Genomic DNA, 24,087 nt, shown 5'->3' on the forward strand with positions numbered 1-24,087 from the left:
CACGATCCGATAGCAATCGGACACGTGTCGTAGCAGTTATGAGCAGGGCGCATATCGGCCGGGTAACGGAAGCGGCTCGCAACCGGAACCCACTTGACGTCGTCCTCTTCCATCGGCGTGACTTCACACGGTGCACGCGCGCGTGCGCATGCGTTTTTGTACACCACTAAATCGTACTTTTACCCTCATTTAGATCGTACGGCCGATGAACCGAAGGAGGCCCGGATGAGACTGCTCCTCGTAGAGGACGACAATCACGTCGCCGCCGCTCTGTCCGCGGTTCTGGCGCGGCACGGTTTCGACGTCACCCACGCGCGCAGTGGCGAGGAAGCCCTCCAGGCACTCGTCCCGGAAGGCGCCGGCTTCGGAGTCGTCCTCCTCGACCTGGGCCTGCCGGACCAGGACGGATACGAGGTCTGCGGCAAGATCCGCAAGCGCACCAGCACCCCGGTGATCATGGTCACCGCCCGCTCCGACGTCCGTTCCCGCATCCACGGCCTCAACCTCGGCGCGGACGACTACGTCGTGAAGCCGTACGACACGGGAGAACTGCTCGCCCGGATCCACGCCGTCAGCCGTCGCACCGCCCACGAGGACCCCGCGGCCGAAGCCGAGGCCGCGCTGCACCTGGGCCCGGTCCGTATCGAGCTGCCGACCCGTCAGGTCAGTGTGGACGGTTCGGTCGTCCAACTGACCCGCAAGGAGTTCGACCTGCTCGCCCTGCTGGCCCAGCGCCCCGGAGTCGTCTTCCGCCGGGAGCAGATCATCAGCGAGGTGTGGCGCACCAGTTGGGAGGGGACCGGGCGCACTCTCGAAGTCCACGTGGCCTCCCTGCGCGCCAAGCTGCGCATGCCGGCCCTCATCGAGACCGTACGCGGCGTCGGCTACCGGCTCGTCGCCCCGTCCTCGTAGCGGGCCCGGGTGCGCACACGACTCCTCCCGCTGCTGATCGTCCTGATGGCGGCCGTGCTGCTGGCGCTGGGCATCCCGCTCGGCTTCAGCGTGGCCGCGGCCCAGCAGCAGAAAGTGGTCGTCGACCGGATCGACGACACCGCGCACTTCGCGGCCCTCGCCCAGTACGTCACCGGCGAGGGCGGCGAGCGCCAGAAGACGCTGCAGAGCGAACTCGACAGCTACTACGAGGTCTACCGCATCCGCGTCGGCGTCTTCTACCAGAACAAGAACATCATGGCCAACGCTCCCATGACCTTGTTCATCCCCGAGACGGGCGAGGTGCGGACCGCGTTCGACGAGGCGCTGCTCAGCCGGCGCAGCGAGGATCCCCCGCAGGTCTTTCCCTGGCAGCAGGGGCGGCTCGTGGTCGCCTCCCCGGTCATCCGGGACGGTGACGTCATCGCGGTCGTCGTCACCGACTCGCCCACGGGGGAGATGCGTTCGCGCATTCTGCACGGCTGGCTGGTCATCGGCGCGGGCCTGATGGCCGCGATGCTGGTGGCCGTCGGCGCCGCCCTGCGGCTGACCGGATGGGTGCTCAGGCCGGTGCGTGTCCTCGACGCCACGACGCACGCGATCGCGAGCGGCCGCCTGAAGTCCAGGGTCGCGGCCGCCGGCGGGCCGCCGGAACTCCAGCGCCTGGCCCGGTCGTTCAACGAGATGGCGGACAACGTCGAGGACGTCCTGGAGCAGCAGCGCGCCTTCGTCGCCGACGCCTCGCACCAGCTGCGCAACCCCCTCGCCGCGCTGTTGCTGCGCATCGAACTGCTCGCCTTCGAACTCCCGGAGGGCAACAAGGAGATCGCCTCGGTCCAGACGGAGGGCAAGCGTCTCGCCCAGGTCCTGGACGACCTGCTGGACCTGGCCCTGGCCGAGCACACGGACGCGCATCTGCGCATCACCGACATCGGCGCGCTGGCCGCCGAGCGCGTGGCGGCATGGGCGCCGACCGCCGAGGCCAAGGGCGTACGCCTGGTGGGCGACTGCCCGCCCACCACCGGCTGGGCCGACCCGGTCACCCTGTCCAGCGCGCTGGACGCGGTCATCGACAACGCGGTCAAGTTCACGCCCGAGGGCGAGTGCGTCGAGGTGACGGTCTCCTCCAACGGCGAGACGGCGACCGTCGTGGTCACCGACAACGGCCCCGGTCTGACGGCCGAGGAACTCGCCCGCATCGGCGATCGCTTCTGGCGCAGCAACCGCCACCAGAACATCAAGGGCTCCGGCCTCGGTCTGTCCATCTCGCGGACCTTGCTGCACGCGGGCGGCGGCACGATCTCGTACGACCACCACGAGCCGCACGGCCTGAAGGTGACGGTGACGGTGCCCCGCAGCGCGGCTACGGCTTGACGGAGCGGTAGTAGCGCCGTGCGCCCTCGTGCAGCGGCAGGGGCGAGGTGTAGATCGCGGTGCGCAGATCGACCAGCTGTGCGGAGTGCACCTCGCTGCCGATGTGGTCCCGGCTGCGGATCACGGTCCGGGTCAGCCACTCGGTGAGCCGCGGGTCCAGGTCCTCGCGGGTGATCAGCAGGTTGGACACGGCGATCGTCGGCACGGCGTACGCGTCCTGGCCGTCGTAGGCCGCCTCCGGGATGTTGGTGGGCCGGTAGTAGCGGTTGGCGGCGCTCTGGGTGTGGAGTTTGGTGACGAAGTCGGCCTTGATCGGGACGAACTTGAACGAGGACGTCTCGGCGAGCGCCTTCAGTCCGTTCGTCGGCAGTCCGCCCGACCAGAAGAACGCGTCGATGGTGTGCCCGAGCTGGTCGACGTCCTTGATGCCGTACGAGAACGGCTTGATGTCCTTGGCCGGGTCGATGCCCTCCGCGTTGAGCACCCGGGTGGCGATCAGCCGCACGCCCGACGTCTTCAGCCCTATGGCGACCCGCTTGCCCTTCAGGTCGGCCACGGAGTCGATGGCCGACTTCCGCGGGACGACGAGCTGTACATAGTCGTCGTACAGGCGTGCGACACCGCGCAGCCGGGCGGCCTCGACCGGATGGTCGATCGCGAACGACTCCACCGCGTCGGCCGCCGCGATGGCGAAGTCGGCCTGGCCGGACGCCACGCGCGCGACGTTGTCCTGCGACCCGTCGCTGGTCTCCAGATCCACCTTGAGGTCCGGCATGTCCTTGGCGAACTCGCCGCTGAGGTCCTTGCCGTACTCCTCGTACACCCCGCCGCGCGAGCCGGTGGCGAAGGAGATCGACCCGCCGGGCGGCTCCTCGCCCGGCAGCAGCCACCACAGCAGCAGCCCGAAGACCACGAAACCGGCGGCCGCACCCTGCAGCGCCCGGTTCCTGCTCATACGGGGGAACACCTTGGACATGCGCGCGATCCTGCCAGCAGGGACGCCGTGCTGACCAGGGCAGGGGGCACAGGGGCGTCCTTGGGGGCTGCCGGGCGGGGCTGGTGAAGGCCCGCCGGACTGTCAGTGGTGATCGATAGAGTCGCCGTATGAGCTCATCGCCCGCCGACCTGGTCCGTCAGTTCCACCTCGCCTTCGGGCTGGACGCCCGTAGTACGCCGGCCGCGGTGTCGCCGGAGCTGGCCGCCCACCGGGGCGAGCTGCTCGCGGAGGAGGCCGCCGAGGTCGCCGAGGTGGCCGTCGAGGGCCCGCTCGACCGGCTCGCGCACGAACTCGCCGACGTGGTCTACGTCGCCTACGGCACGGCCCTCGTCCATGGCATCGACCTCGACGCGGTGATCGCCGAGATCCACCGTTCCAACATGACCAAGCTGGGGCCCGACGGCCGTGTCGCCCGCCGGGCCGACGGCAAGGTCCTCAAGGGTGAGCACTACGAGGCACCGGATGTGTCGGGCGTGCTGCGCAGACAGGGGTGGGCTCCGGAGGGGGTTGCCTGAGAGGCGGAGGCTTGTCGGACGGATGGGCTGATGCCAGGCACCCGACGCCGCCCCTCAGTCCGCCACCGATGCCTCCGCCACTGTGGACGCGTCCTCCCGTACCGTCCGGCGTTCCCCGGAGCGTCGTGTCCACCAGGACGCCAGCGGCTCCGTGTAGCGCGCGGTCAGCGGGCCGAGGACGACCAGGATCAGGACGTACGCCGTGGCCAGCGGGCCCAGTGACGGCTCGATGCCGGCGCTCACCGCGAGGCCGGCGATGACGATCGAGAACTCGCCGCGGGCGACCAGCGCGCCGCCCGTACGCCAGCGGCCCTTGACGGAGATCCCCGCCCGCCGGGCGGCCCAGTAGCCCGTGGCGATCTTCGTGACCGCGGTGAGCAGGGCCAGCGCCAGGGCGGGCAGCAGTACGGGCGGGATGCTCGCCGGGTCGGTGTGCAGCCCGAAGAAGACGAAGAACACGGCGGCGAACAGGTCCCGCAGCGGGCTCAGCAGGGTGTGCGCTCCCTCCGCGACCTCCCCGGACAGCGCGATGCCGACCAGGAAGGCGCCGACCGCCGCCGACACCTGCAACTGCTGGGCCACGCCCGCGACCAGGATGGTCAGCCCGAGCACCACAAGGAGCAGCTTCTCCGGATCGTCGCTCGACACGAACCGTGAGATCAGCCGCCCGTAGCGGACCGCCACGAACAGCACCAGCCCCGCCGCGCCCAGCGCGATGGCCAGCGTCAGGCTCCCGGCCAGCAGTCCGGCTCCGGCCACCAGCGCGGTGACGATCGGCAGGTACACCGCCATCGCCAGGTCCTCCAGGACCAGCACGCTGAGGATCACCGGCGTCTCCCGGTTGCCCACCCGGCCCAGATCGCCGAGCACCTTCGCGATGACGCCGGACGACGAGATCCAGGTGACGCCCGCCAGGACCACGGCGGCCACCGGGCCCCAGCCCAGCAGCAGCGCGGCTGCCGCACCCGGTACGGCGTTCAGCGCACAGTCGACCAGTCCGGACGGATAGTGCGCCTTGAGGTTGGTGACGAGATCGCCCGCCGAGTACTCCAGGCCGAGCATCAACAGCAGCAGGATGACGCCGATCTCGGCGCCGATGGAGACGAACTCCTCGCTCGCGCCCAGCGGCAGCAGCCCGCCCTCCCCGAAGGCGAGACCGGCGAGGAGGTAGAGCGGGATGGGGGAGAGCCGGAACCTGGCGGCGAACCGGCCGAGCAGGCCGAGGCCGAGAATGATGGAACCGAACTCGATGAGCAGGACCGCGGAGTGCACCGGTTCACTCCCGCCCGAGTATCGCCGCGGCGGCGTCGACGCCCTCACGCGTACCGACGACGATCAGCGTGTCCCCGCCCACCAGCCGGAAGTCCGGCGCCGGCGAGGGAATCGCCTCGGCCCGGCGCAGCACCGCCACGATGGACGCGCCCGTGTCCGTGCGCATCCGGGTCTCGCCCAGGACGCGCCCGTTCCAGCGTGAGGTCGCGGCCACCTCGATCCGCTCGGCGACCAGCCCCAGATCCGTGGTGTAGAGCAGGCTCGCGCTGTGGTGGGACGGCATCAGCGCGTCGATCAGCGAGCCCGCCTCCGCACCGGTCAGCCGCAGCGACTGGGCGCAGGAGTCGGGGTCGTCGGCCCGGTACAGGCTCACCGTCCGGGCACCGTCGCGGTGCGCCACCACGGACAGATGGCGGTGTTCGCGCGTCACGAGGTCGTACTGGACCCCGATCCCCGGCAGCGGCGTCGCCCTCAGGCGCGGTGCAGACACGTTTCTCCCCTTGTGCTGGGCCTGTGTACCAAGCGTGATCGTGGGTGCCGAGTCCGCATGCTGCCATCGGCCCGTACCGTGGCGACATGGGTGTTGCCACGGATATGCGCGACCGGCGCCGGGCGGCGAAGCTGGTCACGGAAGGGCCATGCGACAGGGGCGAGGAAGGCGAGAACACGCACGTGTCACTGTTCTGGCGGATCTTCTCGCTCAACGCCGCCGGCCTGGTCGTGGCCGCCGCGCTGCTGCTGGGCCCGGTCACCGTGTCGACGCCGATCAGACAGGCCGAGGCCCTGGTCGTCCTCGTCGGCCTCGCCCTGCTGCTGGTCGCCAACGCCCTGGTCCTGCGGGTCGGCCTCGCCCCGCTCAAACGGCTCGGCCGGGCCATGTCCACCGCCGACCTGCTGCGACCCGGTGCCCGCGCGGATGTCGCCGGTCCCGCCGAAGCGGCCGAGCTCATCACGACGTACAACACGATGCTCGACCGGCTGGAGGCCGAGCGCGCCGCCGGGGCCGGCCGGGCCCTGTCCGCGCAGGAGCGGGAGCGTCACCGGATCGCGCGTGAGCTGCACGACGAGGTCGGTCAGACCCTGACCGCCGTCCTCCTCCAGCTCAAGAGGGTCGCCGACCGGGCACCCGAGGCGCTGCGCGAGGAGGTGGCCCAGGCCCAGGAGGCCACGCGCGCGGGGCTCGACGAGATCCGCTTCATCGCCCGCCGGCTGCGCCCCGGCGTCCTGGAGGAACTCGGCCTGGCCAGCGCCCTGCGCTCGCTCGCCGGTGAGTTCAGCGCCCATGGTCTGACCGTGCGTCACCACGTCCCCGGCGGACTGCCGCCCCTGACCGAGGAGTCGGAACTCGTGCTCTACCGGGTGGCCCAGGAGGGCCTCACCAACACCGCCCGGCACGCCGCCGCCGACCACGCGGAGGTCCGCCTCCAGCAGATCGAGGGCGGTGTCGAACTGCTCGTCCGCGACAACGGCCGAGGCCTGGGGGAGGCCACGGAAGGGGCCGGGATACGGGGCATGCGCGAGCGGGCGCTGCTGATAGGAGCGGAGCTCACGGTCGCCGGGGCGCCCGGCGGGGGCACGGACGTACGCCTGCGCGTCGGAGGGCACCGATGACGTCCCGGGCACCCCGCACCCCGGTCCGTGTGCTGCTCGCCGACGACCACACCCTCGTACGACGCGGAGTCCGTCTCATCCTCGACGGCGAGGACGATCTCACGGTCGTCGCCGAGGCCGGCGACGGGGCGGAGGCGGTCGAGCTGGCACGCGCGCGTGACGTCGATCTGGCCGTCCTGGACATCGCCATGCCCCGGATGACGGGCCTCCAGGCGGCCCGCGAGCTCTCCCGCCGCCTGCCCGACCTGCGCATTCTCATCCTGACCATGTACGACAACGAGCAGTACTTCTTCGAGGCCCTCAAGGCGGGGGCCAGCGGCTACGTCCTCAAGTCCGTCGCCGACCGCGATCTGGTCGAGGCGTGCCGCGCGGCCGTCCGCGACCGGCCGTTCGTCTACCCGGGCGCCGAACGCGCCCTCGTCCGCTCCTACCTGGAGCGCCTCCATCGCGGCGACTCCCTGCCCGAGCGGGCCGTCACCGAACGCGAGGAGGAGATCCTCAAGCTCGTCGCCGAGGGGCACACGTCCAAGGAGATCGGCGAGATGCTGTTCATCAGCGCGAAGACGGTCGAACGGCACCGGGCGAACCTGCTCCAGAAGCTGGGCATGCGGGACCGCCTGGAACTGACGCGGTACGCGATACGGGCCGGGCTGATCGAGCCCTGAGACCCCGGTTGTCCACAGGGCGACCGGAGCCGCTTCCGGCACCGCCTACCCTTGTCGCATGAGCAGCATCGACCGGAGCCAGGACGTCTCCTCTTCCAAGACCTACGAAGTACGCACCTACGGGTGCCAGATGAACGTCCACGATTCCGAGCGATTGTCCGGGCTGCTCGAAGACGCCGGTTTCGTGAAGGCGCCGGAGGGTTCCGACGGCGACGCGGACGTCGTCGTCTTCAACACCTGCGCGGTGCGCGAGAACGCCGACAACCGGCTGTACGGCAACCTCGGCCGCCTCGCGCCCATGAAGACCAAGCGCCCCGGGATGCAGATCGCGGTCGGCGGCTGTCTGGCGCAGAAGGACCGCGACACCATCGTGAAGAAGGCGCCCTGGGTGGACGTCGTCTTCGGCACGCACAACATCGGCAAGCTGCCCGTCCTGCTGGAACGCGCGCGCGTCCAGGAGGAGGCGCAGGTCGAGATCGCCGAGTCCCTCGAGGCGTTCCCGTCCACGCTCCCCACCCGGCGCGAGAGCGCGTACGCGGCGTGGGTGTCGATCTCCGTGGGCTGCAACAACACCTGCACCTTCTGCATCGTCCCCGCGCTGCGCGGCAAGGAGAAGGACCGCCGCACCGGCGACATCCTCGCCGAGATCGAGGCCCTGGTCAGCGAGGGCGTCTCCGAGATCACGCTGCTCGGGCAGAACGTCAACGCGTACGGCTCCGACATCGGCGACCGCGAGGCGTTCAGCAAGCTGCTGCGGGCCTGCGGGAAGATCGAGGGCCTGGAGCGCGTGCGCTTCACGTCCCCGCACCCGCGCGACTTCACCGACGACGTGATCGCGGCCATGGCCGAGACGCCGAACGTGATGCCGCAGCTCCACATGCCGATGCAGTCCGGCTCGGACACGATCCTGAAGGCGATGCGCCGCTCGTACCGGCAGGAGCGTTTCCTCGGGATCATCGAGAAGGTGCGTGCCGCCATGCCGGACGCCGCGATCTCGACCGACATCATCGTGGGCTTCCCCGGCGAGACCGAGGAGGACTTCGAGCAGACGATGCACGCGGTCCGCGAGGCCCGCTTCACGAACGCCTTCACCTTCCAGTACTCCAAGCGTCCCGGAACCCCCGCGGCGACCATGGACGGGCAGATCCCCAAGGAGGTCGTGCAGGCGCGCTACGAGCGTCTCGTCGCCCTCCAGGAGGAGATCTCCTGGGAGGAGAACAAGAAGCAGGTCGGCCGCACCCTCGACCTCATGGTCGCCGAGGGCGAGGGCCGCAAGGACGGCACCACCCACCGCCTCTCCGGCCGTGCCCCCGACAACCGCCTGGTTCACTTCACCAAGCCGGACGAAGAGGTCCGCCCCGGCGACGTCGTCACGGTCGAGATCACCTACGCCGCCCCGCACCACCTCCTCGCCGAGGGCGAGGTCCTGAAGGTCCGCCGCACGCGCGCGGGCGACGCCTGGGAGAAGCGCAACGCCGCCGAGGCGGCGAAGCCGGCGGGCGTGCTGCTGGGGCTGCCGAAGATCGGCGTACCGGAACCGCTGCCGGCGGCGACGGGTGGCTGCGCGATCGACTGAGCGCACGCCATACTCGTCGTCCGACGAGGGACGGGGGCGGGACATGGCGCGCTGGGTGGTCCTGGTGCAGGCCGGCTACGGGGATGAATACACCCTCGACGAGGTGGAGCACATCGAGGACACCCTCGAACGGGCTCGCGCGAGGCTGTACGAGATCGCCTGCACCCACCTGCCAAGGTCCAGGCTGCGGCAGCAGAGCCGACAGGTCTACCGGATCGGCGACGGGGACGCGTACTACGCCACCATCGAAGGCAAGATGTCCACGCATCGCGTGCTGTACCGCCTGGCCGAACTGGTGTGGAGCGTCGATCCCGAGCCGAAGCCCTGGCAGTAGGCTGCCGATCATGCTTGTCGCCGCCGCCGTCTGCCCCTGTCCGCCGCTCCTCGTGCCGGAGGTCGCCGCGGGCGCCGCGCCCGAGCTGGACGCGGCCCGGACCGCGTGCACGGACGCGCTCGGGGTGCTCGCCGCCGCCCGGCCCGATCTTCTGGTGGTCCTCGGACCCGCCGCGCAGAGCGGGCGCGGTACGCATCCGCAGGGCACGGCGGGGTCCTTCCGCGGCTTCGGCGTGGAGGTCGACGTCAGGCTGGGCGCGGACAAGGGCGGGGCGTCCGGGCGTGTGCTTCCGCCCTCCCTCGCCGTGGCCGCGTGGCTGCTGGAGCGCACCGGTTGGGCGGACGCCCCGATCGAGGGACTCGGCGTCGGGGAACCTCTGGCCGCCGAGCGGTGTATTGAAGTCGGAAGGGAAATCGCCGCGCGGGCCGAGCGCGTGGCGCTGCTGGTGATGGGAGACGCCAGCGCCTGCCGCACGCTCAAGTCACCCGGCTACCTCGACGAGCGGGCGGCGCCCTTCGACGCGGAGGTCGCGCGGGCGCTGGGGGCGGCGGACGTGGCGGCCCTCGAAGCGCTGGACGCCGGGCTGGCGTACGAGCTCAAGGTGTCCGGGCGGGCGCCCTGGCAGGTCCTGGCGGGCGCCGCCGAAGGGGCGGGCCTCGACGGCCGGCTGCTGTACGACGACGCGCCGTACGGCGTGGGGTACGTGGTCGCGACCTGGTCGTGACCTGCCTCGTCGGGATCTGCGCCGTCGGGACCGGCCCGGTCGTGACGCCGGTGCGGGCCGTGTGAAACGGCGGACGGCCGCCAGGCGTCATGCCCCGCGGCCGTCCGTCGGTGTGCCGTTCAGGAAGCGGGCGGCGGTGAGGACGGGGGCGTGGTCGTGCCGCCGCCGGTTCCGTCGTCCTTGTGCGCGAGTCGGTCCATGGCGTTCTTGGCCTTGCCCATGCCCGTCTGGATCTTGCCGCTGTACTTGCCCTTGGTCTTCTCGTCGACGACCTTCGCGGCCTTGTCGAGACCGTGCTGCACCTTGTCTCCGTGCTGCTGTGCGAGTCCGGAGACCTTGTCCTTGGCCGGGCTGAGCTTGGCTTTCAAATTGTCCAGGAGACCCATCGTTCACCTTCCCGCGCGGGGCAGTTATGTGCGGGCGCCCTCGCCGGCCTCGCTGTCGGCCGCCTCTTCGGCGGACTGCTGCTTGGGGATGTCGACGCCTTCGGCGGCACCGGCCTCGACGGCCTCCGTCGCCGTCGGCTCTGCCGTGTCGGCGTCGGTCCCGGCCGGGGCGTCCGCCTCGGCCGGCTCCTTCGCCTCTGCCGCCTTCTCCGCCTCGGGCTCGGCCGTCAGCGTGGCGGCCTCCACCTCGGCGGTTGACGTCTCCTCCGCAGCCTTTGACCTCCGGAGAAGTCGTGCGAAAACGCCCATATCCACTCCATACGTTACTTGTGCGGGTGAAATCCCGCGTTGCCCGGTGCGTCCGTTTGCGTCGCCCGAGACGCCGCCTCCCGAAACCGGCGGCGAAAACCTCGCAACAGGCAACGACCCCGCGCGCGTGCCGTCACGTAACTCGTTCGAGGCCACACCCTGACGTTTGCGAGACTGGTGCGGTGAGCAGCGCACCCCCCGCCCCCCGAGTCATCGCCGTCGTCGGACCGACCGCGGCCGGAAAGTCCGATCTGGGAGTTTTCCTGGCCCGACGTCTCGGCGGCGAGGTCGTCAACGCCGACTCCATGCAGCTCTACCGAGGGATGGACATCGGCACCGCGAAACTGACGCCCGAGGAGCGCGAGGACGTCCCGCACCACCTCCTGGACATCTGGGACGTGACCGTCACGGCCTCCGTCGCCGAGTACCAGCGACTCGCGCGCGAGCGCATCGACGCGCTGCTCGCCGAGGGACGCTGGCCGATCCTCGTCGGCGGCTCCGGCCTGTACGTCCGCGGCGCCGTCGACAACCTCGAGTTCCCCGGCACCGACCCCGAGGTCCGGGCCCGGCTCGAGGAGGAGCTCACGCTTCGCGGGTCCGGCGCGCTGCACGCCCGTCTGGCCGCCGCCGACCCCGAGGCCGGCCAGGCGATCCTGCCCAGCAACGGCCGCCGCATCGTCCGGGCCCTGGAGGTCATCGAGATCACCGGCAAGCCCTTCACCGCCAACCTCCCCGGCCACGACTCGGTCTACGACACCCTCCAGATCGGTGTCGACGTCGCGCGCCCCGAGCTGGACGAGCGCATCACGCGCCGGGTCGACCGGATGTGGGACGCGGGCCTGGTGGACGAGGTACGGGCGCTGGAGGCGCACGGGTTGCGCGCGGGGCGTACGGCATCGCGCGCGCTCGGGTATCAGCAGGTGCTCGCGGCGCTCGCCGGGGAGTGCACGCTCGCAGAAGCGCGGGACGAGACCGTCCGTGCCACGAAGCGCTTCGCGCGCCGCCAGGACTCGTGGTTCAGGCGCGATCCGCGGGTGCACTGGTTGAGTGGGGCTGCGGCGGATCTCACAGAACTTCCGCAGCTCGCGCTGGCGTTGGTCGAACGACCGGTCACAGCCTGATCACGTCCTGGCATCGGGACGCTCAGGCCGTCATCCGGCCCTCCGGCGCCGTGCCATCATCGAGCTTCGATCGACCAAGTGGAGTCCGAGTTGGGAGGGCGCGTGGCGATGGAGGCCGGCCCTCGCGACACCGCACAAGGCACCGAGCCCCTCACCGTCGACAGCGGTGAACCGGAGCAGGACGAGGACAGTCTGAGCCCCGACGGGCCCGACGACACCCAGGGTGGAGTGACCGCCGACGGTCCCGAGCCCGAGGAGATGTTCGCGGGCGGGCCGGAGGTCGAGGTCGAGCTGCGTCCGCAGCGCCGGATGCGTATCTGGCAGCTCGCGCCCATCGTCACCCTGGCCGCGGTCGGCTCCCTGATGTTCGCCTTCCCGCTGGCCTTCGACTTCGGCGACAGCGGGGCCGTGATCGCCATGCTGGGCCTGCTGATCTGCTCCTGTGCGGCCGGGTGGGGCATGATGGCCGCCCGCCGGGTCGGTCACACGTGGCCCGGGCTGCCGCAGCGGGGCTCCGGGCTGCGTCCCGACTGGCGCATGGTGCTGCTGTACGTCGTGGTCGTGGCCGCGGTGATCGCGCTGGCCGTGTTCCGCGTGGCCCGGCTGCGCTGACCTCCACGCACGCGTGGCGTGAGGTACGACCACGTACGCGTGCAGACGTCGTACGGCTGTCCGTGACCCGCTGTCGTACCCACCCCGTACGATCGAGGAATGAGCACGCGGATCGCCTTCCTCAAGGGTCACGGCACCGAGAACGACTTCGTGATCGTCCCGGATCCCGAGAACGCCATCGACCTCCCCCCGGCCGCCGTCGCCGCCCTGTGCGACCGCCGCGCCGGCATCGGGGGTGACGGTCTGCTGCACGTGGTGCGATCCGCCGCCCACCCGGAGGCCCGGGGCATGGCCGCCGAGGCGGAGTGGTTCATGGACTACCGCAACGGCGACGGCTCCGTCGCGGAAATGTGCGGCAACGGCGTACGCGTCTTCGCGCGCTACCTCCAGCACGCCGGGCACATCACCGAGGGCGACCTGGCCGTGGCCACGCGCGGGGGCGTGAAGACCGTGCACCTCGCGAAGGACGGTGACGTCACCGTCGGCATGGGCGCGGCCCGCCTCCCCGAAGGGGACGTCACCGTGAGCGTCGGCGAGCGCAGCTGGCCCGCGCGGAACGTGAACATGGGCAACCCGCACGCCGTGGCCTTCGTGGACGACCTCGCCCACGCGGGCAACCTGTACTCCCCGCCGCCCTTCAGTCCGGCCGCCGCCTACCCGGACGGGGTCAACGTGGAGTTCGTCGTCGACCGTGGTCCACGTCACGTCGCCCTGCGCGTGCATGAGCGCGGATCCGGCGAGACCCGGTCCTGCGGCACGGGCGCGTGCGCCGTCGCCGTGGCCACCGCACGCAGGGACGGGGCCGACCCGGCTGTGACCGGGACGCCGGTGACGTACACCGTCGACGTACCCGGCGGCACCCTCGTGATCACCGAGCGGCCCGACGGCGAGATCGAGATGACCGGCCCCGCGGTGATCGTCGCCGAGGGTGAGATCGAACCGGAATGGCTGGAAAACGCGGTCCGCTGAGCGCGTGAATCATGGGTCCGTCGGCCTTGGTCACTGGGATCCGCAGCTCCAGGCATCCGGGGCGGTTCGAATCGACGGACGATCACCGGTCAGCTGGCGCGAAATCGTAAACCTCGGAATCGTCGCTCGAATGGGTGATCCGTTTCACGCTCGACGAGAGGCGGTCAGCCGCACGTGGTGGGCTCGGTAGCATCAAGCACCGGCCCGGACGGGGGACCGATGCCATCCCCTGAGCCGTGTCCGCCCTGGGGCACCCCGTCCGCCGGTTGACGCAGCCGGAGGTGCCCATGAGTGCGGAGGCCACGAACCCCGCGACCCCAGGTCCGGTAACAGGACCTGCGGCGCGCTGGCGGGCGCGGATCGACCTGCGCCGTCTGGGCCGCGCCGCCCTGCTCGGCCCAGCGACCCGCGACCGGCTGCCCGACGCCATCAGCCACGTCGTCGAGGCCCACCGGGCCCACCACCCCGACGCCGACCGCGACATCCTGCGCCGCGCCTATGTCCTGGCCGAGTCCTCGCACCGCGGCCAGATGCGCAAGAGCGGTGAGCCGTACATCACACATCCGCTCGCCGTGACCCTGATCCTCGCCGAACTCGGCGCCGAGACCACGACGTTGACGGCGTCCCTGCTCCACGACACCGTCGAGGACACCGATGTGACGCTCGATCAGGTGCGGGAGCAGTTCGGCGAGGAGGTCCGCTTCCTCGTCGACGGTGTGACGAAGCTGGAGAAGGTCGACTACGGCGCCGCCGCCGAGCCCGAGACCTTCCGCAAGATGCTCGTCGCCACCGGCAACGACGTCCGTGTGATGTCGATCAAACTCGCCGACCGGCTGCACAACATGCGCACCCTCGGCGTGATGCGCCCCGAGAAGCAGGAACGCATCGCCAAAGTCACCCGCGACGTCCTCATCCCGCTCGCCGAACGGCTCGGCGTGCAGGCGCTCAAGACCGAACTGGAAGACCTGGTCTTCGCGATCCTGCACCCCGAGGAGTACGAGCACACACGGGAGTTGATCGTCGACAACGCCTCCCGCGCCGACGACCCCCTCGCGGAGATCGCCGACGAGGTACGCGGCGTCCTGCGCGACGCGGACATCCCGGCCGAGGTCGTCATCCGGCCCCGGCACTTCGTCTCCGTGCACCGCGTTTCCCGCAAGCGCGGCCGGCTGCGCGGTTCCGACTTCGGCCGGCTGCTGGTGCTGGTCAACGAGGACGCCGACTGTTACGGCGTGCTCGGCGAGCTGCACACCTGTATGACGCCCGTCGTCTCGGAGTTCAAGGACTTCATCGCCGTACCGAAGTTCAACCTGTACCAGTCGCTGCACACCGCCGTCGCGCGCGGTGACGGCCAGGTCGCCGAAGTCCTCATCCGCACCCACCAGATGCACAAGGTCGCCGAGGCCGGCGTCGTCGCGCTCGCCAATCCCTACGCTCCTCCGTCGGAGGAGTCCGCGGACGGCGAGCGAGAGGACCCCACACGCCCCGGCTGGCTCTCCCGACTCCTCGACTGGCAGGAGGCGGCGCCCGACCCCGACACCTTCTGGTCCACCCTGCGCGAGGACCTAGCCCAGGACCGCGAGATCACTGTCTTCCGGCCCGACGGCGGCACGCTCGGCCTCCCCGAGGGGGCGACCTGTGTGGACGCCGCCTACGAGCAGTACGGCGAGGACGCGCACGCGTGCATCGGCGCCCGCGTCAACGGCCGGCTGGCGACGCTCAGCACCGTTCTGCGGGACGGCGACACCGTCCAGCTGCTCATGGGACAGGACCCGGCCTCCGAGCCCTCCAGGGAGTGGCTGGAGCACGCGCACACGCCCGCCGCGCGGATCGCCATCCAGCGGTGGATCGCCACGCACCCCTCCCAGGAGGAGCCGCACGAGGTCGAGGAGCGCGAGCCGGCCCCGCGCTCCGCCGCCGAAGCGCCGGTCGCGGACGGTCCGGCCGCCCGCCCCGGCAGCGCCGACGTCCTCGTCGACCTGCCCGGCGCGACCGTACGGCTGGCCGGGTGCTGCACGCCCGTACCGCCCGACGACATCACCGGGTTCGCCGTGCGCGGGGGAGTGGTCACCGTGCACCGCGTCGGATGCGCCGCGGTGGCGCGTATGAAGGACGCGAAGCGCGCGGAGGTCGATGTGCGCTGGGGCGACACCACCGAGTGCCGGGTCACGCTGTTCGCCGAATCGTTCGGCCGCCCTCATCTGCTCGCCGACCTCACCGAGGCCATGGCACTCGAAGGTGCCGAGATCGTCTCGGCGACCGTCGAACCCCCCACCCAGCAGCGCGTCCGCCACACCTACACGGTCCAGCTCCCGGACGCGGCACTGCTGCCCGCGCTCATGCGGGCGATGCGGAACGTCCCGGGTGTGTACGACGTGAGCAGGGCGCAGACGACGGGCGTGTGACCGGCGCTCGCCCTACTCGAAGGCCGTCTCGGCGAAGGAGCAGCCGCCACGCTCGGCGTGGCCGAGGACAAGGCGGCGCGAGAGCCGGGGCGGCTGCCGGATGTACTGGCGGAAGCCGGGGGCGCGGAACCTGAGGTCGAACGCATGCCCCTCCAGGTGCCACAGCGGCGCGTCACTCCACCCGGGCCGGTCGTCCTCGGGCGTCAGCCGGTGCAGCGCGTCGAGTTCCAGGTCCACGCCCAGCCCTTTGAAGTCGAGATCCCCTTCGAGATCCCAGACCTCGTCGAAGACGAGCGTCGACGGCGCGATCCAGAAGCTGAAGTGCGTCTGCGGCGGGACCGGGTGGACCCAGCGGGTGACGTAGTCGAGATCGAACAGCAGGCGCGGCAGCACGTCGTCGGTCCGCTGCACGTACATGCCGTGCACGGTGACGTCGTGCCACCCCATCTGCTCGAAATCGGCGTCGCTCCAGAGCGCCTTCGTGAGTCCGGACTCCGCGTTCACGTCCATGTCCGCATCCAACCAGGCCGTTACCCGTTCGGGTGGGCCGGGCGCGAGTCGCCGCCGTACGGCACGCGCGCGCTGGTAGCCGTGGTGCATGCTGCTCACCCCCCACGCCAGGAGCCCTCGCCGGCTGAAGGCGGCCGCGCTGCTCGCCTCCGCCGTCTCCGTCTGTCTCATCGCAGCGAGTGCGCCCGCCGCCCCGCTGGGCGTCGGCGACCGTCTCTTCCCGCACCTGGGCAACCCCGGGTACGACGTGGCGTCGTACGACCTCTCCTTCACCTATGCCGGCCCCAACAGCAAGCCGCTGAAGGCCGTCACCACGATCGACGCCTGGACCACCACCGAACTGGACCGCATTAACCTCGACTTCGCCCACGGCAAGGTCGATTCGGTCGAGGTGGACGGCGAGCCCGCCACGTTCACCGGCGCCGGCGAGGATCTGGTGGTCACGCCCGAGGAGCCGCTGCCCGGCGGCAGTTGGATGCGGATCACCGTGCAACACACCAGCGATCCCGTGTCCGCCCAGGGCCGCGACGGCGGCTGGGTGCGGACCACGGACGGCCTCGCCATGGCCAACCAGGCCGACGCCGCCCATCTGGTGTTCCCGTGCAACGACCACCCCTCCGACAAGGCGATGTTCACGATCCGGGTCACCGCGCCCGACGGCTACACCGCCGTCGCGAACGGCCTGCCGGCCGGCGTGGACCGGGTCGCCGGGGAGACCACGTGGACGTACCGCACCCAGCACCCCATGGCCACCGAGCTCACCCAGGTGTCCATCGGCCGCTCCACCGTGCTGCACCGCACCGGCCCGCACGGACTGCCGGTCCGTGACGTCGTCCCCACCAAGCACCGCGAGGCGCTCGAACCCTGGCTGGAGAAGACCCCCGACCAGATCTCCTGGATGGAGAGCAAGATCGGCCGCTACCCCTTCGAGACGTACGGCCTGCTCATGGCCGACGCCGACACCGGCTTCGAACTCGAGACGCAGACCCTCTCTCTCTTCGAGAGAGACCTGTTCACCGAGCCCGCCTACCCCAAGTGGTACGTCGAGTCGATCATGGTGCACGAGCTCTCCCACCAGTGGTTCGGCGACAGCGTCAGCCCCCGCAACTGGTCCGACCTGTGGCTCAACGAGGGACACGCCACCTGGTACGAGGCCCTGTACGCCGAGGAGAAGGCCGACAGGCCCATGGAGACGCGGATGAAGGCCGCGTACGGCGCCTCCGACCGCTGGCGCGCCGCGGGCGGACCGCCGGCCGCGCCCAAGGCGCCCAACCCCGGCCAGAAGATCAGCATCTTCCGTCCCAACGTCTACGACGGCGCCGCGCTGGTCCTCTACGCGCTGCGCGAGGAGATCGGCCGGCCCGTCTTCGAGGGGCTGGAGCGGGCCTGGGTGCGCCGTCACGAGGACGGTGTCGCCACGACCGCCGACTTCGTCGCGCTCGCCGAGGAGCTCTCGGGCCGTGACCTGGGGGGCTTCTTCCAGGACTGGCTCTACGGCGAGAAGACCCCGCCGATGCCGGGCCACCCGGACTGGAAGCCGGTGGCGATCCCGAAGGCGGCCACTGGGAAGGCCGCGAAATAAGGCGATGACGAGACGGGCCGTGCCGTGCGACCATCTTCAGGTCGGCGCGGCACGGGACACGGGAATCTCCCGGGGTACTCGTGCGTTGTCACCAGTGACGGTCGCCGAATCGGCATCCCCAACGACGTAAGGACCCAATGACCTCCTCTTCATCCCCTTCCCAGGACTCGCAGCGCTTCGCGCACTCACACCCCGAAGGTCTTCGGGCCGATGCCCTGATGGAAGAGGACGTCGCCTGGAGCCACGAGATCGACGGAGAGCGGGACGGCGACCAGTTCGACCGCTCCGAGCGCGCGGCCCTGCGCCGCGTGGCAGGCCTCTCCACCGAACTCGAGGACGTCACCGAGGTCGAGTACCGCCAGCTCCGCCTGGAGCGGGTCGTGCTCGTCGGCGTCTGGACCTCGGGGACCGCACAGGACTCGGAGAACTCCCTCGCGGAGCTCGCCGCCCTCGCGGAGACCGCGGGCGCACTCGTGCTCGACGGCGTGATCCAGCGCCGCGACAAGCCCGACGCGGCCACCTACATCGGATCCGGCAAGGCCACCGAGCTCAGGGACATCGTCCTGGAGACCGGCGCCGACACCGTCATCTGCGACGGTGAGCTCAGCCCGGGCCAGCTCATCCACCTCGAAGACGTCGTCAAGGTCAAGGTCATCGACCGTACGGCCCTGATCCTCGACATCTTCGCCCAGCACGCCAAGTCCCGAGAGGGCAAGGCGCAGGTCGCGCTCGCGCAGATGCAGTACATGCTGCCGCGACTGCGCGGCTGGGGTCAGTCACTGTCCCGTCAGATGGGCGGCGGCAAGGGCGGCGGCCTCGCCACCCGTGGTCCCGGTGAGACCAAGATCGAGACGGACCGGCGACGGATCCGCGAGAAGATGGCGAAGATGCGCCGGGAGATCGCGGACATGAAGACCGGCCGCGAGATCAAGCGCCAGGAACGCAAGCGCAACAAGGTGCCGTCCGTGGCCATCGCGGGCTACACCAACGCCGGCAAGTCCTCGCTGCTCAACCGCCTCACGGGCGCGGGCGTGCTGGTCGAGAACTCCCTGTTCGCGACCCTCGACCCGACCGTGCGCCGGGCCGAGACCCCGAGCGGGCGGCTGTACACACTGGCGGACACCGTCGGCTTTGTACGCCACCTGCCGCACCACCTGGTCGAGGCGTTCCGCTCCACCATGGAGGAGGTCGGCGAGTCCGACCTGATCCTGCACGTGGTGGACGGCTCGCACCCGAACCCGGAGGAGCAGCTGGCCGCCGTGCGCGAGGTGATCACGGACGTGGGCGCCACCCGCGTGCCCGAGATCGTCGTGATCAACAAGGCCGACGCGGCGGACCCGCTGACGCTCCAGCGGCTGATGCGGATCGAGAAGCGCTCCATCGCGGTCTCGGCCCGTACCGGCCAGGGCATCGAGGAACTGCTCGCCCTCATCGACAACGAGCTGCCGCGGCCGTCGGTCGAGGTCGAGGCGCTCGTGCCGTACACGCTCGGCAAGCTCGTCGCCCGCGCCCACACCGAGGGCGAGGTGATCTCCGAGGAGCACACCCCGGAGGGCACCCTGCTCAAGGTCCGGGTGCACGAGGAGCTGGCGGCGGATCTCGCGCCGTACGTGCCGGTCGCGGTGCCGGTCGCCTGACGGCCGTAGCTCTTCAGGAACGCCGTGAAGGCCCGCCCCCTCCGCAGGGGGCGGGCCTTCAGCGCGTTCCGGTCACTGACCGCCGTACGTCTTGCTCATGCTCTGGTAGATCGCCTCGGCCCCCTGGCCCAGCTGCGGACCGGCCAGCCAGGTGTTGTCGGCCGGGCCGATCGACGTGTTCGAGACCAGCTTGGTCTCGCCGTCCACCACCCGGAACCAGCCGCCGCCGGACGAACCGCCGGTCATCGTGCAGCCGATGCGGTACATCGTCGGCAGCGTCGTGCTGAGCGAGAGCCGGCCCGGACGGTCGATGCACTTGAACATCTTCTGACCGTTGTACGGCGCCGCCTGCGGGTAGCCCCAGGCGCCCATCTTGGCGACCTCGGTCGCGGACGGGGCGGAGAAGTCCACGTCCAGCGCGGCTCCGACCGTCTCCTCCAGCGACTTGGCGCCCGACTCCGGCTTCACGTGCAGCACCGAGTAGTCGTACGCGGCACCGGCACCGCCGGTCTCCGAGCCGCCCGCGATCCACTCGTTCGAGGTCGACGCCCAGTCCGCCCACCACTGGCCGTACGGCGCGATCTCGGCGGGGTTGGAATTCGTCAGCTGCGCCTCGGACTTGCCGTAGTCGTTGTAGGCGGGGACGAACATGATGTTGCGGTACCAGCCGCCGCCGTCACCCGCGTGCACGCAGTGACCGGCCGTCCACACCAGGTTCGACTTCCCCGGGTGGTTCACGTCCTTGACGACCGTGCCCGAGCAGACGGCCGAGCCCTCGGGAGTGTCGAAGAAGATCTTGCCGACGGGGGCCGCGTTCTCGTGGTACGGCGTCTTCTCGGCCGAGGCCTCGACGGGCACCGGGTCCGGGTCGCTGACGCCCTGGTCGGCCGCCGCGTCCTTCGTCGAGTACGTCTTGTTGGCCTCCTTCGCGGACTTCATCCGCTCCGGCTTCCAGAGGCCCTCGATCACCGGGTTGACGAAGTCCTTGGCCTCACTGAGCCACTTGTCCTTGTCCCAGTCCTTCCAGGCGCCGTCCTTCCACTGGTCGACGTCGATGCCGTGCTCCTTGAGCTTGCCGGCGAGGTCGGCAGGGATCTGGACCTTGTCGTTGCCGCTGTCGGCGGCCTGGGACGTCGTGGCGCCCGCCTTGTCGCCAGCCGTGTCCGAGCCTTCGCAGGCGGTCGCGGTCAGCGCCAGGGCGGCGGTGAGGCCGGTGACGGCAAGAGCGGTGCGCCGCCTGCGACTCGGCGCCGCGGACGTACGTGTGGAACGCATGGTGCGGTAACCCCCGTTGGAGCGATTGGTGTTTCACAGTGCGTTGGTGTCATGGGCGTGTCACTCATGGGGTCCGTGCTCTGCGCGAACCCCTCGTGACGCGAGAACCCACTATGCCCGTGGAGTTGAGGGCGAACGGCGACGGGGCGGTGAAGGTTTTCGTGAGCCGGTGGGCCCGGTGAACCGCCCCGTCGCCGTCGTCGTCACTGACCGGCGAACTTGTCGCTGACCGAGTCGTACACGCCCTTGGCCACCTCACCCAGCCGCGGTCCGGCCAGCCAGCCCGCGGTCACCGGGCCGATCGAGGTGTTGGACACCAGCGCCGGCTTGCCGTCGGAACCGGTCGCGACCCAGCCGCCACCGGACGAGCCGCCCGTCATGGTGCATCCGATGCGGTACATCGTCGGGTCAGAGGCGCTGATCGACAGACGGCCCGGCTTGTCCTGGCACTGGTACAGCGTCTGGCCGTCGAACGGCTTCGCGGCCGGGTAGCCGGTCGCCGTCATGTCCTGGATCTTCGTCGCGGCCGGAGCCTTGAAGTCCACCGGCAGAGCCGAACCGACCGTCTCCTCCAGCGACTTGCCCGTGCCGCCCTCCTCCGGGGTCACATGAATGACCGCGAAGTCGTACGAGGCTCCGTCGCCGCCTGTCGTACCGCCCTGCTCGATCCACTGGTCCGAGGTCTGCGCCCAGTCGGCCCACCAGACGCCGTACGGAGCGACCTCTTCCCGAGCGGCACTCTCCAACTCGGCGGTGGCCAGGCCCTTGTCGTTGTACGACGGCACGAACGCGAGGTTGCGGTACCAGCCGCCGCTCTTGCCCGCGTGGACACAGTGGCCCGCCGTCCACACCATGTTGGACTTGCCGGGGTTGGCCGGGTCCTGCACGACCGTTGCCGAGCAGACCATCTGTCCTTCGGGGGAGTCGAAGAACACCTTGCCCGCCTCGGGGACACTGTCGTGATACGTAGGCGACACGGCCTTCGCGTCCACCGGCGCGGGCTCCGGGTCGGTCACGCCCTGGTCACCGTCGAGGTCGCTGTCGTCGACCCCCTTGTCCGGCTCCTCGGCCTCCCGCATCCGGTCCGGGTCCCACAGGCCCTCGATGATCGGGTTGAAGTAGTCCTCGGCCTCGCGCAGCCAGTCGTCCTTGCTCCAGTCCTTCCAGGCGCCGTCCTTCCACTTGTCGACGTCGATCCCGTGCTCCTTGAGCCGGTCCTTGATGTCGTCCGGGATGGTGATCTTCCCGTCGCCCGACGTGGCGGAGGCGGAGGACTCGCCGCCTGCCTCGGCGTCACCCGAGTCACAGGCGGTCGCCGTGAGCGCGAGCGCCGAGGCGAGAGCAACGGCGGCCAGCACGGGGGAGGTTCTGCGGCGCGCCCCCCTTTCCCGGCGGACGGTGGACAACGGCCGTATGGATCGCATGATCTGACTCCCCCTGAGGTGAACGAGCTAGGCGCTGCGGCCGTGACCCCCACATCGGCACTCCGGCGGCTCTGGTCCGTCCGGTGCCGTTCTCCTGTGGGCGCACGGCCTCTTGGAACGGCAACACACACTATGCGCTCGCTGTGGGGGACTCCCCACGGAACGGCAACGGTTCCGTCACGGCAAGGATCTTGAGGCAACCCGTAACCGGGCGAACCGTCCGGGGTTGGTAGCCGTGGGGGCCTGCTGTCTCTGTGCGGTCCCCTGTGCCCGTGGTGCGACGTCGGCTCGCCCCTGGGCGTGGGACGACGGCGGGAGGACAGCGAGACGTGGCCGAGTCTTCGCACGGCGGGTGCGTGTCCGAGGGGGCTCCGCGCCGACAGTCGGCCCGCGAGTCGGCGGCGCGCACCTATGCGCGTGCCCTTCCGATCGTGCCCGTGCGGGCGCGCGGACTCACCATCGAGGGCGCGGACGGCCGCCGCTACCTGGACTGTCTCTCCGGCGCGGGGGCCCTCGCGCTCGGGCACAACCATCCCGTGGTGCTGGAGGCCATCCGCAAGGTCCTCGACTCGGGCGCACCCCTGCACGCTCTCGACCTGGCCACCCCCGTCGAGGACGCCTTCGTCGCCGAGCTGTTCCGCACCCTGCCGGCCGGTCTCGCCGACCACGCGCGCGTGCAGTTCTGCGGACCGGGCGGCACGGACGCGGTGGCGGCCGCCTTCAAGCTCGTGCGGGCGGCAACCGGGCGCACCGGCATGCTGGCCTTCGCCGGCGCCCACCACGGCATGACCACCTCGGCATGCGCCACCTCCGAGGAGGCGGCCGGCGTCCGGGTCACGCGGCTGCCCTATCCGCAGGACTACCGCTGCCCGTTCGGCGTCGGCGGCACTCGCGGCGCCGAACTCGCCGCCAGCTGGACCGAGTCGCTCCTCGACGACGCCGCGTCGGGTGCTCCGAGACCTGCCGGGCTGATCGTCGAAGCAGTGCAGAGCGAGGGCGGCGTCATCCCCGCGCCGGATACCTGGATGCGGCGCATGCGGCAGATCACGGCGGCCCGATCCATCCCCCTGATCGCCGACGAGGTCCACACGGGAGTCGGTCGCACCGGCGCCTTCTGGGCGGTGGAGCACAGCGGGATCACCCCCGACGTGATGATCCTCTCCAAGGCCATCGGGGGCAGCCTGCCGCTGTCCGTCCTGGTGTACCGCGACGACCTCGGCCGCTGCGACCGCGGCGCTCCCGCCGACACCTTCCGCGGCAACCAACTCGCCCTGGCCGCGGGCACCGCGACCCTCACGTACGTCCGCGAGAACGGCCTCGCCGAGCGCGCGTCGGTACTGGGGGCGCGGATGCTGTGCCGACTCAGGGATCTGGGGCAGCGCCTTTCGTGTGTGGGGGAGGTGCGGGGAAGGGGGCTGATGCTCGGGGTCGAGCTGGTGGATCCCGAGACGGGACTTCGGCATGCTGAGGCTGAAGCCGGCCGGAGCGGGTCTGCCGAGACTCCGGCCACCGATTCCCGCCCTGCCGCTCCCGAACTCGCCGCCGCGGTCCAGCGGGAGTGTCTGCGGCGCGGCCTCATCGTCGAACTCGGCGGCCGCCACGCGAGCGTCGTACGCCTCCTCCCACCCCTGACCATCAGCGAGGAGCAGGCGGACGCGGTGCTCGATCGGCTGTCCGACGCGCTGGGGGCGGTGGCGCGCGGCCACACCTCTCACGGCCAGACAAGCCCATCGGGTCACGCACACCACCGTCACGGCGATCGCCCCGCACGCATGGGCCAGCCCGCCGGCCGATGACACGGATCGCGCGAACGCCCACACGCGCGCGACCTGGACCGACCCCGACCCACTGCTCCAGCT

The 24,087-nt window shown here is 70.8% G+C and carries 23 protein-coding genes; 15 read left to right on the top strand and 8 right to left on the bottom strand.

Translation table 11 applies throughout. The features are described from left to right. Nucleotides 1–225 precede the first annotated feature (225 nt). On the top strand, nt 226–912 hold the full coding sequence (locus tag OG381_RS33580) for a response regulator transcription factor (RefSeq protein ID WP_046257015.1): 687 nt from the start codon (nt 226–228) through the stop codon (nt 910–912). Between the two features lie 9 nt (nt 913–921). Next, nucleotides 922–2,304, top strand: coding sequence for a sensor histidine kinase (locus OG381_RS33585; protein ID WP_327719742.1), 1,383 nt, complete (start codon nt 922–924; stop codon nt 2,302–2,304). Here OG381_RS33585 and OG381_RS33590 read toward each other — a convergent pair. Further along, complete coding sequence (locus OG381_RS33590) at nt 2,294–3,280, bottom strand: TAXI family TRAP transporter solute-binding subunit (RefSeq protein WP_327719744.1); 987 nt, start codon at nt 3,278–3,280, stop codon at nt 2,294–2,296. The genes OG381_RS33585 and OG381_RS33590 overlap by 11 nt on opposite strands. Nucleotides 3,281–3,408: 128 nt before the next feature. On the opposite strand from OG381_RS33590, the gene OG381_RS33595 reads away from it, so the two are divergent. Continuing rightward, nucleotides 3,409–3,816, top strand: a complete 408-nt coding sequence (locus tag OG381_RS33595; RefSeq protein WP_327719745.1) for a MazG nucleotide pyrophosphohydrolase domain-containing protein — start codon at nt 3,409–3,411, stop codon at nt 3,814–3,816. Between the two features lie 54 nt (nt 3,817–3,870). On the opposite strand, the gene OG381_RS33600 is transcribed toward OG381_RS33595, so the two are convergent. Further along, nucleotides 3,871–5,088 (bottom strand): cation:proton antiporter, encoded by a 1,218-nt coding sequence (locus OG381_RS33600; protein ID WP_327719746.1) that lies wholly within the window; start codon nt 5,086–5,088, stop codon nt 3,871–3,873. A gap of 4 nt (nt 5,089–5,092) precedes the next feature. Continuing rightward, nucleotides 5,093–5,578, bottom strand: coding sequence for a cation:proton antiporter regulatory subunit (locus OG381_RS33605; protein ID WP_266887220.1), 486 nt, complete (start codon nt 5,576–5,578; stop codon nt 5,093–5,095). Nucleotides 5,579–5,664: 86 nt separating this feature from the next. Here OG381_RS33605 and OG381_RS33610 point away from each other — a divergent pair, with 86 nt between their 5' ends. Genes OG381_RS33610 through OG381_RS33630 form a run of 5 tightly spaced genes read left to right on the top strand, consistent with a single transcriptional unit; the run spans nt 5,665 to nt 9,998 of the window. Continuing rightward, nucleotides 5,665–6,699, top strand: a complete 1,035-nt coding sequence (locus OG381_RS33610) for a sensor histidine kinase (protein ID WP_327719747.1) — start codon at nt 5,665–5,667, stop codon at nt 6,697–6,699. Then, nucleotides 6,696–7,364 (top strand): response regulator transcription factor, encoded by a 669-nt coding sequence (locus OG381_RS33615; RefSeq protein WP_327719748.1) that lies wholly within the window; start codon nt 6,696–6,698, stop codon nt 7,362–7,364. Before OG381_RS33610 ends, OG381_RS33615 begins: the two co-directional genes overlap by 4 nt. 58 nt (nt 7,365–7,422) lie before the next feature. Next, nucleotides 7,423–8,940, top strand: coding sequence for a tRNA (N6-isopentenyl adenosine(37)-C2)-methylthiotransferase MiaB (gene miaB, locus OG381_RS33620; RefSeq protein ID WP_327719749.1), 1,518 nt, complete (start codon nt 7,423–7,425; stop codon nt 8,938–8,940). A gap of 43 nt (nt 8,941–8,983) precedes the next feature. Further along, nucleotides 8,984–9,274 carry a hypothetical protein gene (locus OG381_RS33625; RefSeq protein WP_327719750.1) on the top strand — a complete coding sequence of 97 codons (291 nt, stop codon included), beginning with the start codon at nt 8,984–8,986 and terminating at the stop codon, nt 9,272–9,274. 10 nt (nt 9,275–9,284) lie between these two features. Continuing rightward, nucleotides 9,285–9,998 (top strand): class III extradiol dioxygenase subunit B-like domain-containing protein, encoded by a 714-nt coding sequence (locus OG381_RS33630; RefSeq protein ID WP_327719751.1) that lies wholly within the window; start codon nt 9,285–9,287, stop codon nt 9,996–9,998. A 119-nt stretch (nt 9,999–10,117) separates the two neighbouring features. Here the strand turns inward: OG381_RS33630 and OG381_RS33635 are convergent, their stop codons facing one another. Together OG381_RS33635 and OG381_RS33640 are read right to left on the bottom strand one after the other, a co-directional pair. After that, nucleotides 10,118–10,384, bottom strand: coding sequence for an antitoxin (locus tag OG381_RS33635; protein ID WP_327719752.1), 267 nt, complete (start codon nt 10,382–10,384; stop codon nt 10,118–10,120). 24 nt (nt 10,385–10,408) lie between these two features. After that, nucleotides 10,409–10,693 (bottom strand): hypothetical protein, encoded by a 285-nt coding sequence (locus tag OG381_RS33640; protein ID WP_327719753.1) that lies wholly within the window; start codon nt 10,691–10,693, stop codon nt 10,409–10,411. Between the two features lie 182 nt (nt 10,694–10,875). Here OG381_RS33640 and miaA point away from each other — a divergent pair, with 182 nt between their 5' ends. The 4 genes from miaA to OG381_RS33660 all read left to right on the top strand — a co-directional run bounded on the left by miaA (nt 10,876) and on the right by OG381_RS33660 (nt 15,800). Then, nucleotides 10,876–11,814 (top strand): tRNA (adenosine(37)-N6)-dimethylallyltransferase MiaA, encoded by a 939-nt coding sequence (gene miaA, locus OG381_RS33645; RefSeq protein ID WP_327719754.1) that lies wholly within the window; start codon nt 10,876–10,878, stop codon nt 11,812–11,814. A 108-nt stretch (nt 11,815–11,922) separates the two neighbouring features. Beyond that, the gene (locus OG381_RS33650; protein ID WP_327722618.1) at nt 11,923–12,426 is read left to right on the top strand and encodes a hypothetical protein; all 504 of its coding nucleotides are present in this window, start codon (nt 11,923–11,925) and stop codon (nt 12,424–12,426) included. Between the two features lie 99 nt (nt 12,427–12,525). Next, the gene (gene dapF / locus OG381_RS33655) at nt 12,526–13,395 is read left to right on the top strand and encodes a diaminopimelate epimerase (protein WP_327719755.1); all 870 of its coding nucleotides are present in this window, start codon (nt 12,526–12,528) and stop codon (nt 13,393–13,395) included. 287 nt (nt 13,396–13,682) lie between these two features. Then, the gene (locus OG381_RS33660) at nt 13,683–15,800 is read left to right on the top strand and encodes a RelA/SpoT family protein (protein ID WP_327719756.1); all 2,118 of its coding nucleotides are present in this window, start codon (nt 13,683–13,685) and stop codon (nt 15,798–15,800) included. Between the two features lie 12 nt (nt 15,801–15,812). Here the strand turns inward: OG381_RS33660 and OG381_RS33665 are convergent, their stop codons facing one another. Continuing rightward, complete coding sequence (locus OG381_RS33665) at nt 15,813–16,310, bottom strand: hypothetical protein (protein WP_327719757.1); 498 nt, start codon at nt 16,308–16,310, stop codon at nt 15,813–15,815. An 88-nt stretch (nt 16,311–16,398) separates the two neighbouring features. Between OG381_RS33665 and OG381_RS33670 the strand changes: the two genes are divergently transcribed. Together OG381_RS33670 and hflX are read left to right on the top strand one after the other, a co-directional pair. Beyond that, on the top strand, nt 16,399–17,892 hold the full coding sequence (locus OG381_RS33670) for a M1 family metallopeptidase (RefSeq protein WP_327719758.1): 1,494 nt from the start codon (nt 16,399–16,401) through the stop codon (nt 17,890–17,892). Nucleotides 17,893–18,029: 137 nt separating this feature from the next. After that, the gene (gene hflX / locus OG381_RS33675) at nt 18,030–19,529 is read left to right on the top strand and encodes a GTPase HflX (RefSeq protein WP_327719759.1); all 1,500 of its coding nucleotides are present in this window, start codon (nt 18,030–18,032) and stop codon (nt 19,527–19,529) included. Between the two features lie 72 nt (nt 19,530–19,601). On the opposite strand, the gene OG381_RS33680 is transcribed toward hflX, so the two are convergent. Beyond that, a complete protein-coding gene (locus OG381_RS33680) occupies nt 19,602–20,804 on the bottom strand; it encodes a trypsin-like serine peptidase (RefSeq protein ID WP_327719760.1) in 1,203 nt (400 codons plus the stop codon). Nucleotides 20,805–21,007: 203 nt separating this feature from the next. After that, nucleotides 21,008–22,228 carry a trypsin-like serine peptidase gene (locus OG381_RS33685; RefSeq protein WP_327719761.1) on the bottom strand — a complete coding sequence of 407 codons (1,221 nt, stop codon included), beginning with the start codon at nt 22,226–22,228 and terminating at the stop codon, nt 21,008–21,010. A 329-nt stretch (nt 22,229–22,557) separates the two neighbouring features. Between OG381_RS33685 and OG381_RS33690 the strand changes: the two genes are divergently transcribed. Continuing rightward, nucleotides 22,558–24,024: a diaminobutyrate--2-oxoglutarate transaminase family protein gene (locus tag OG381_RS33690; protein ID WP_327719762.1), complete on the top strand. Its 1,467-nt coding sequence runs from the start codon at nt 22,558–22,560 to the stop codon at nt 24,022–24,024. Nucleotides 24,025–24,087 lie beyond the last annotated feature (63 nt).

Source organism: Streptomyces sp. NBC_00490 (genome assembly GCF_036013645.1).
Classification (GTDB): domain Bacteria; phylum Actinomycetota; class Actinomycetes; order Streptomycetales; family Streptomycetaceae; genus Streptomyces; species Streptomyces canus_F.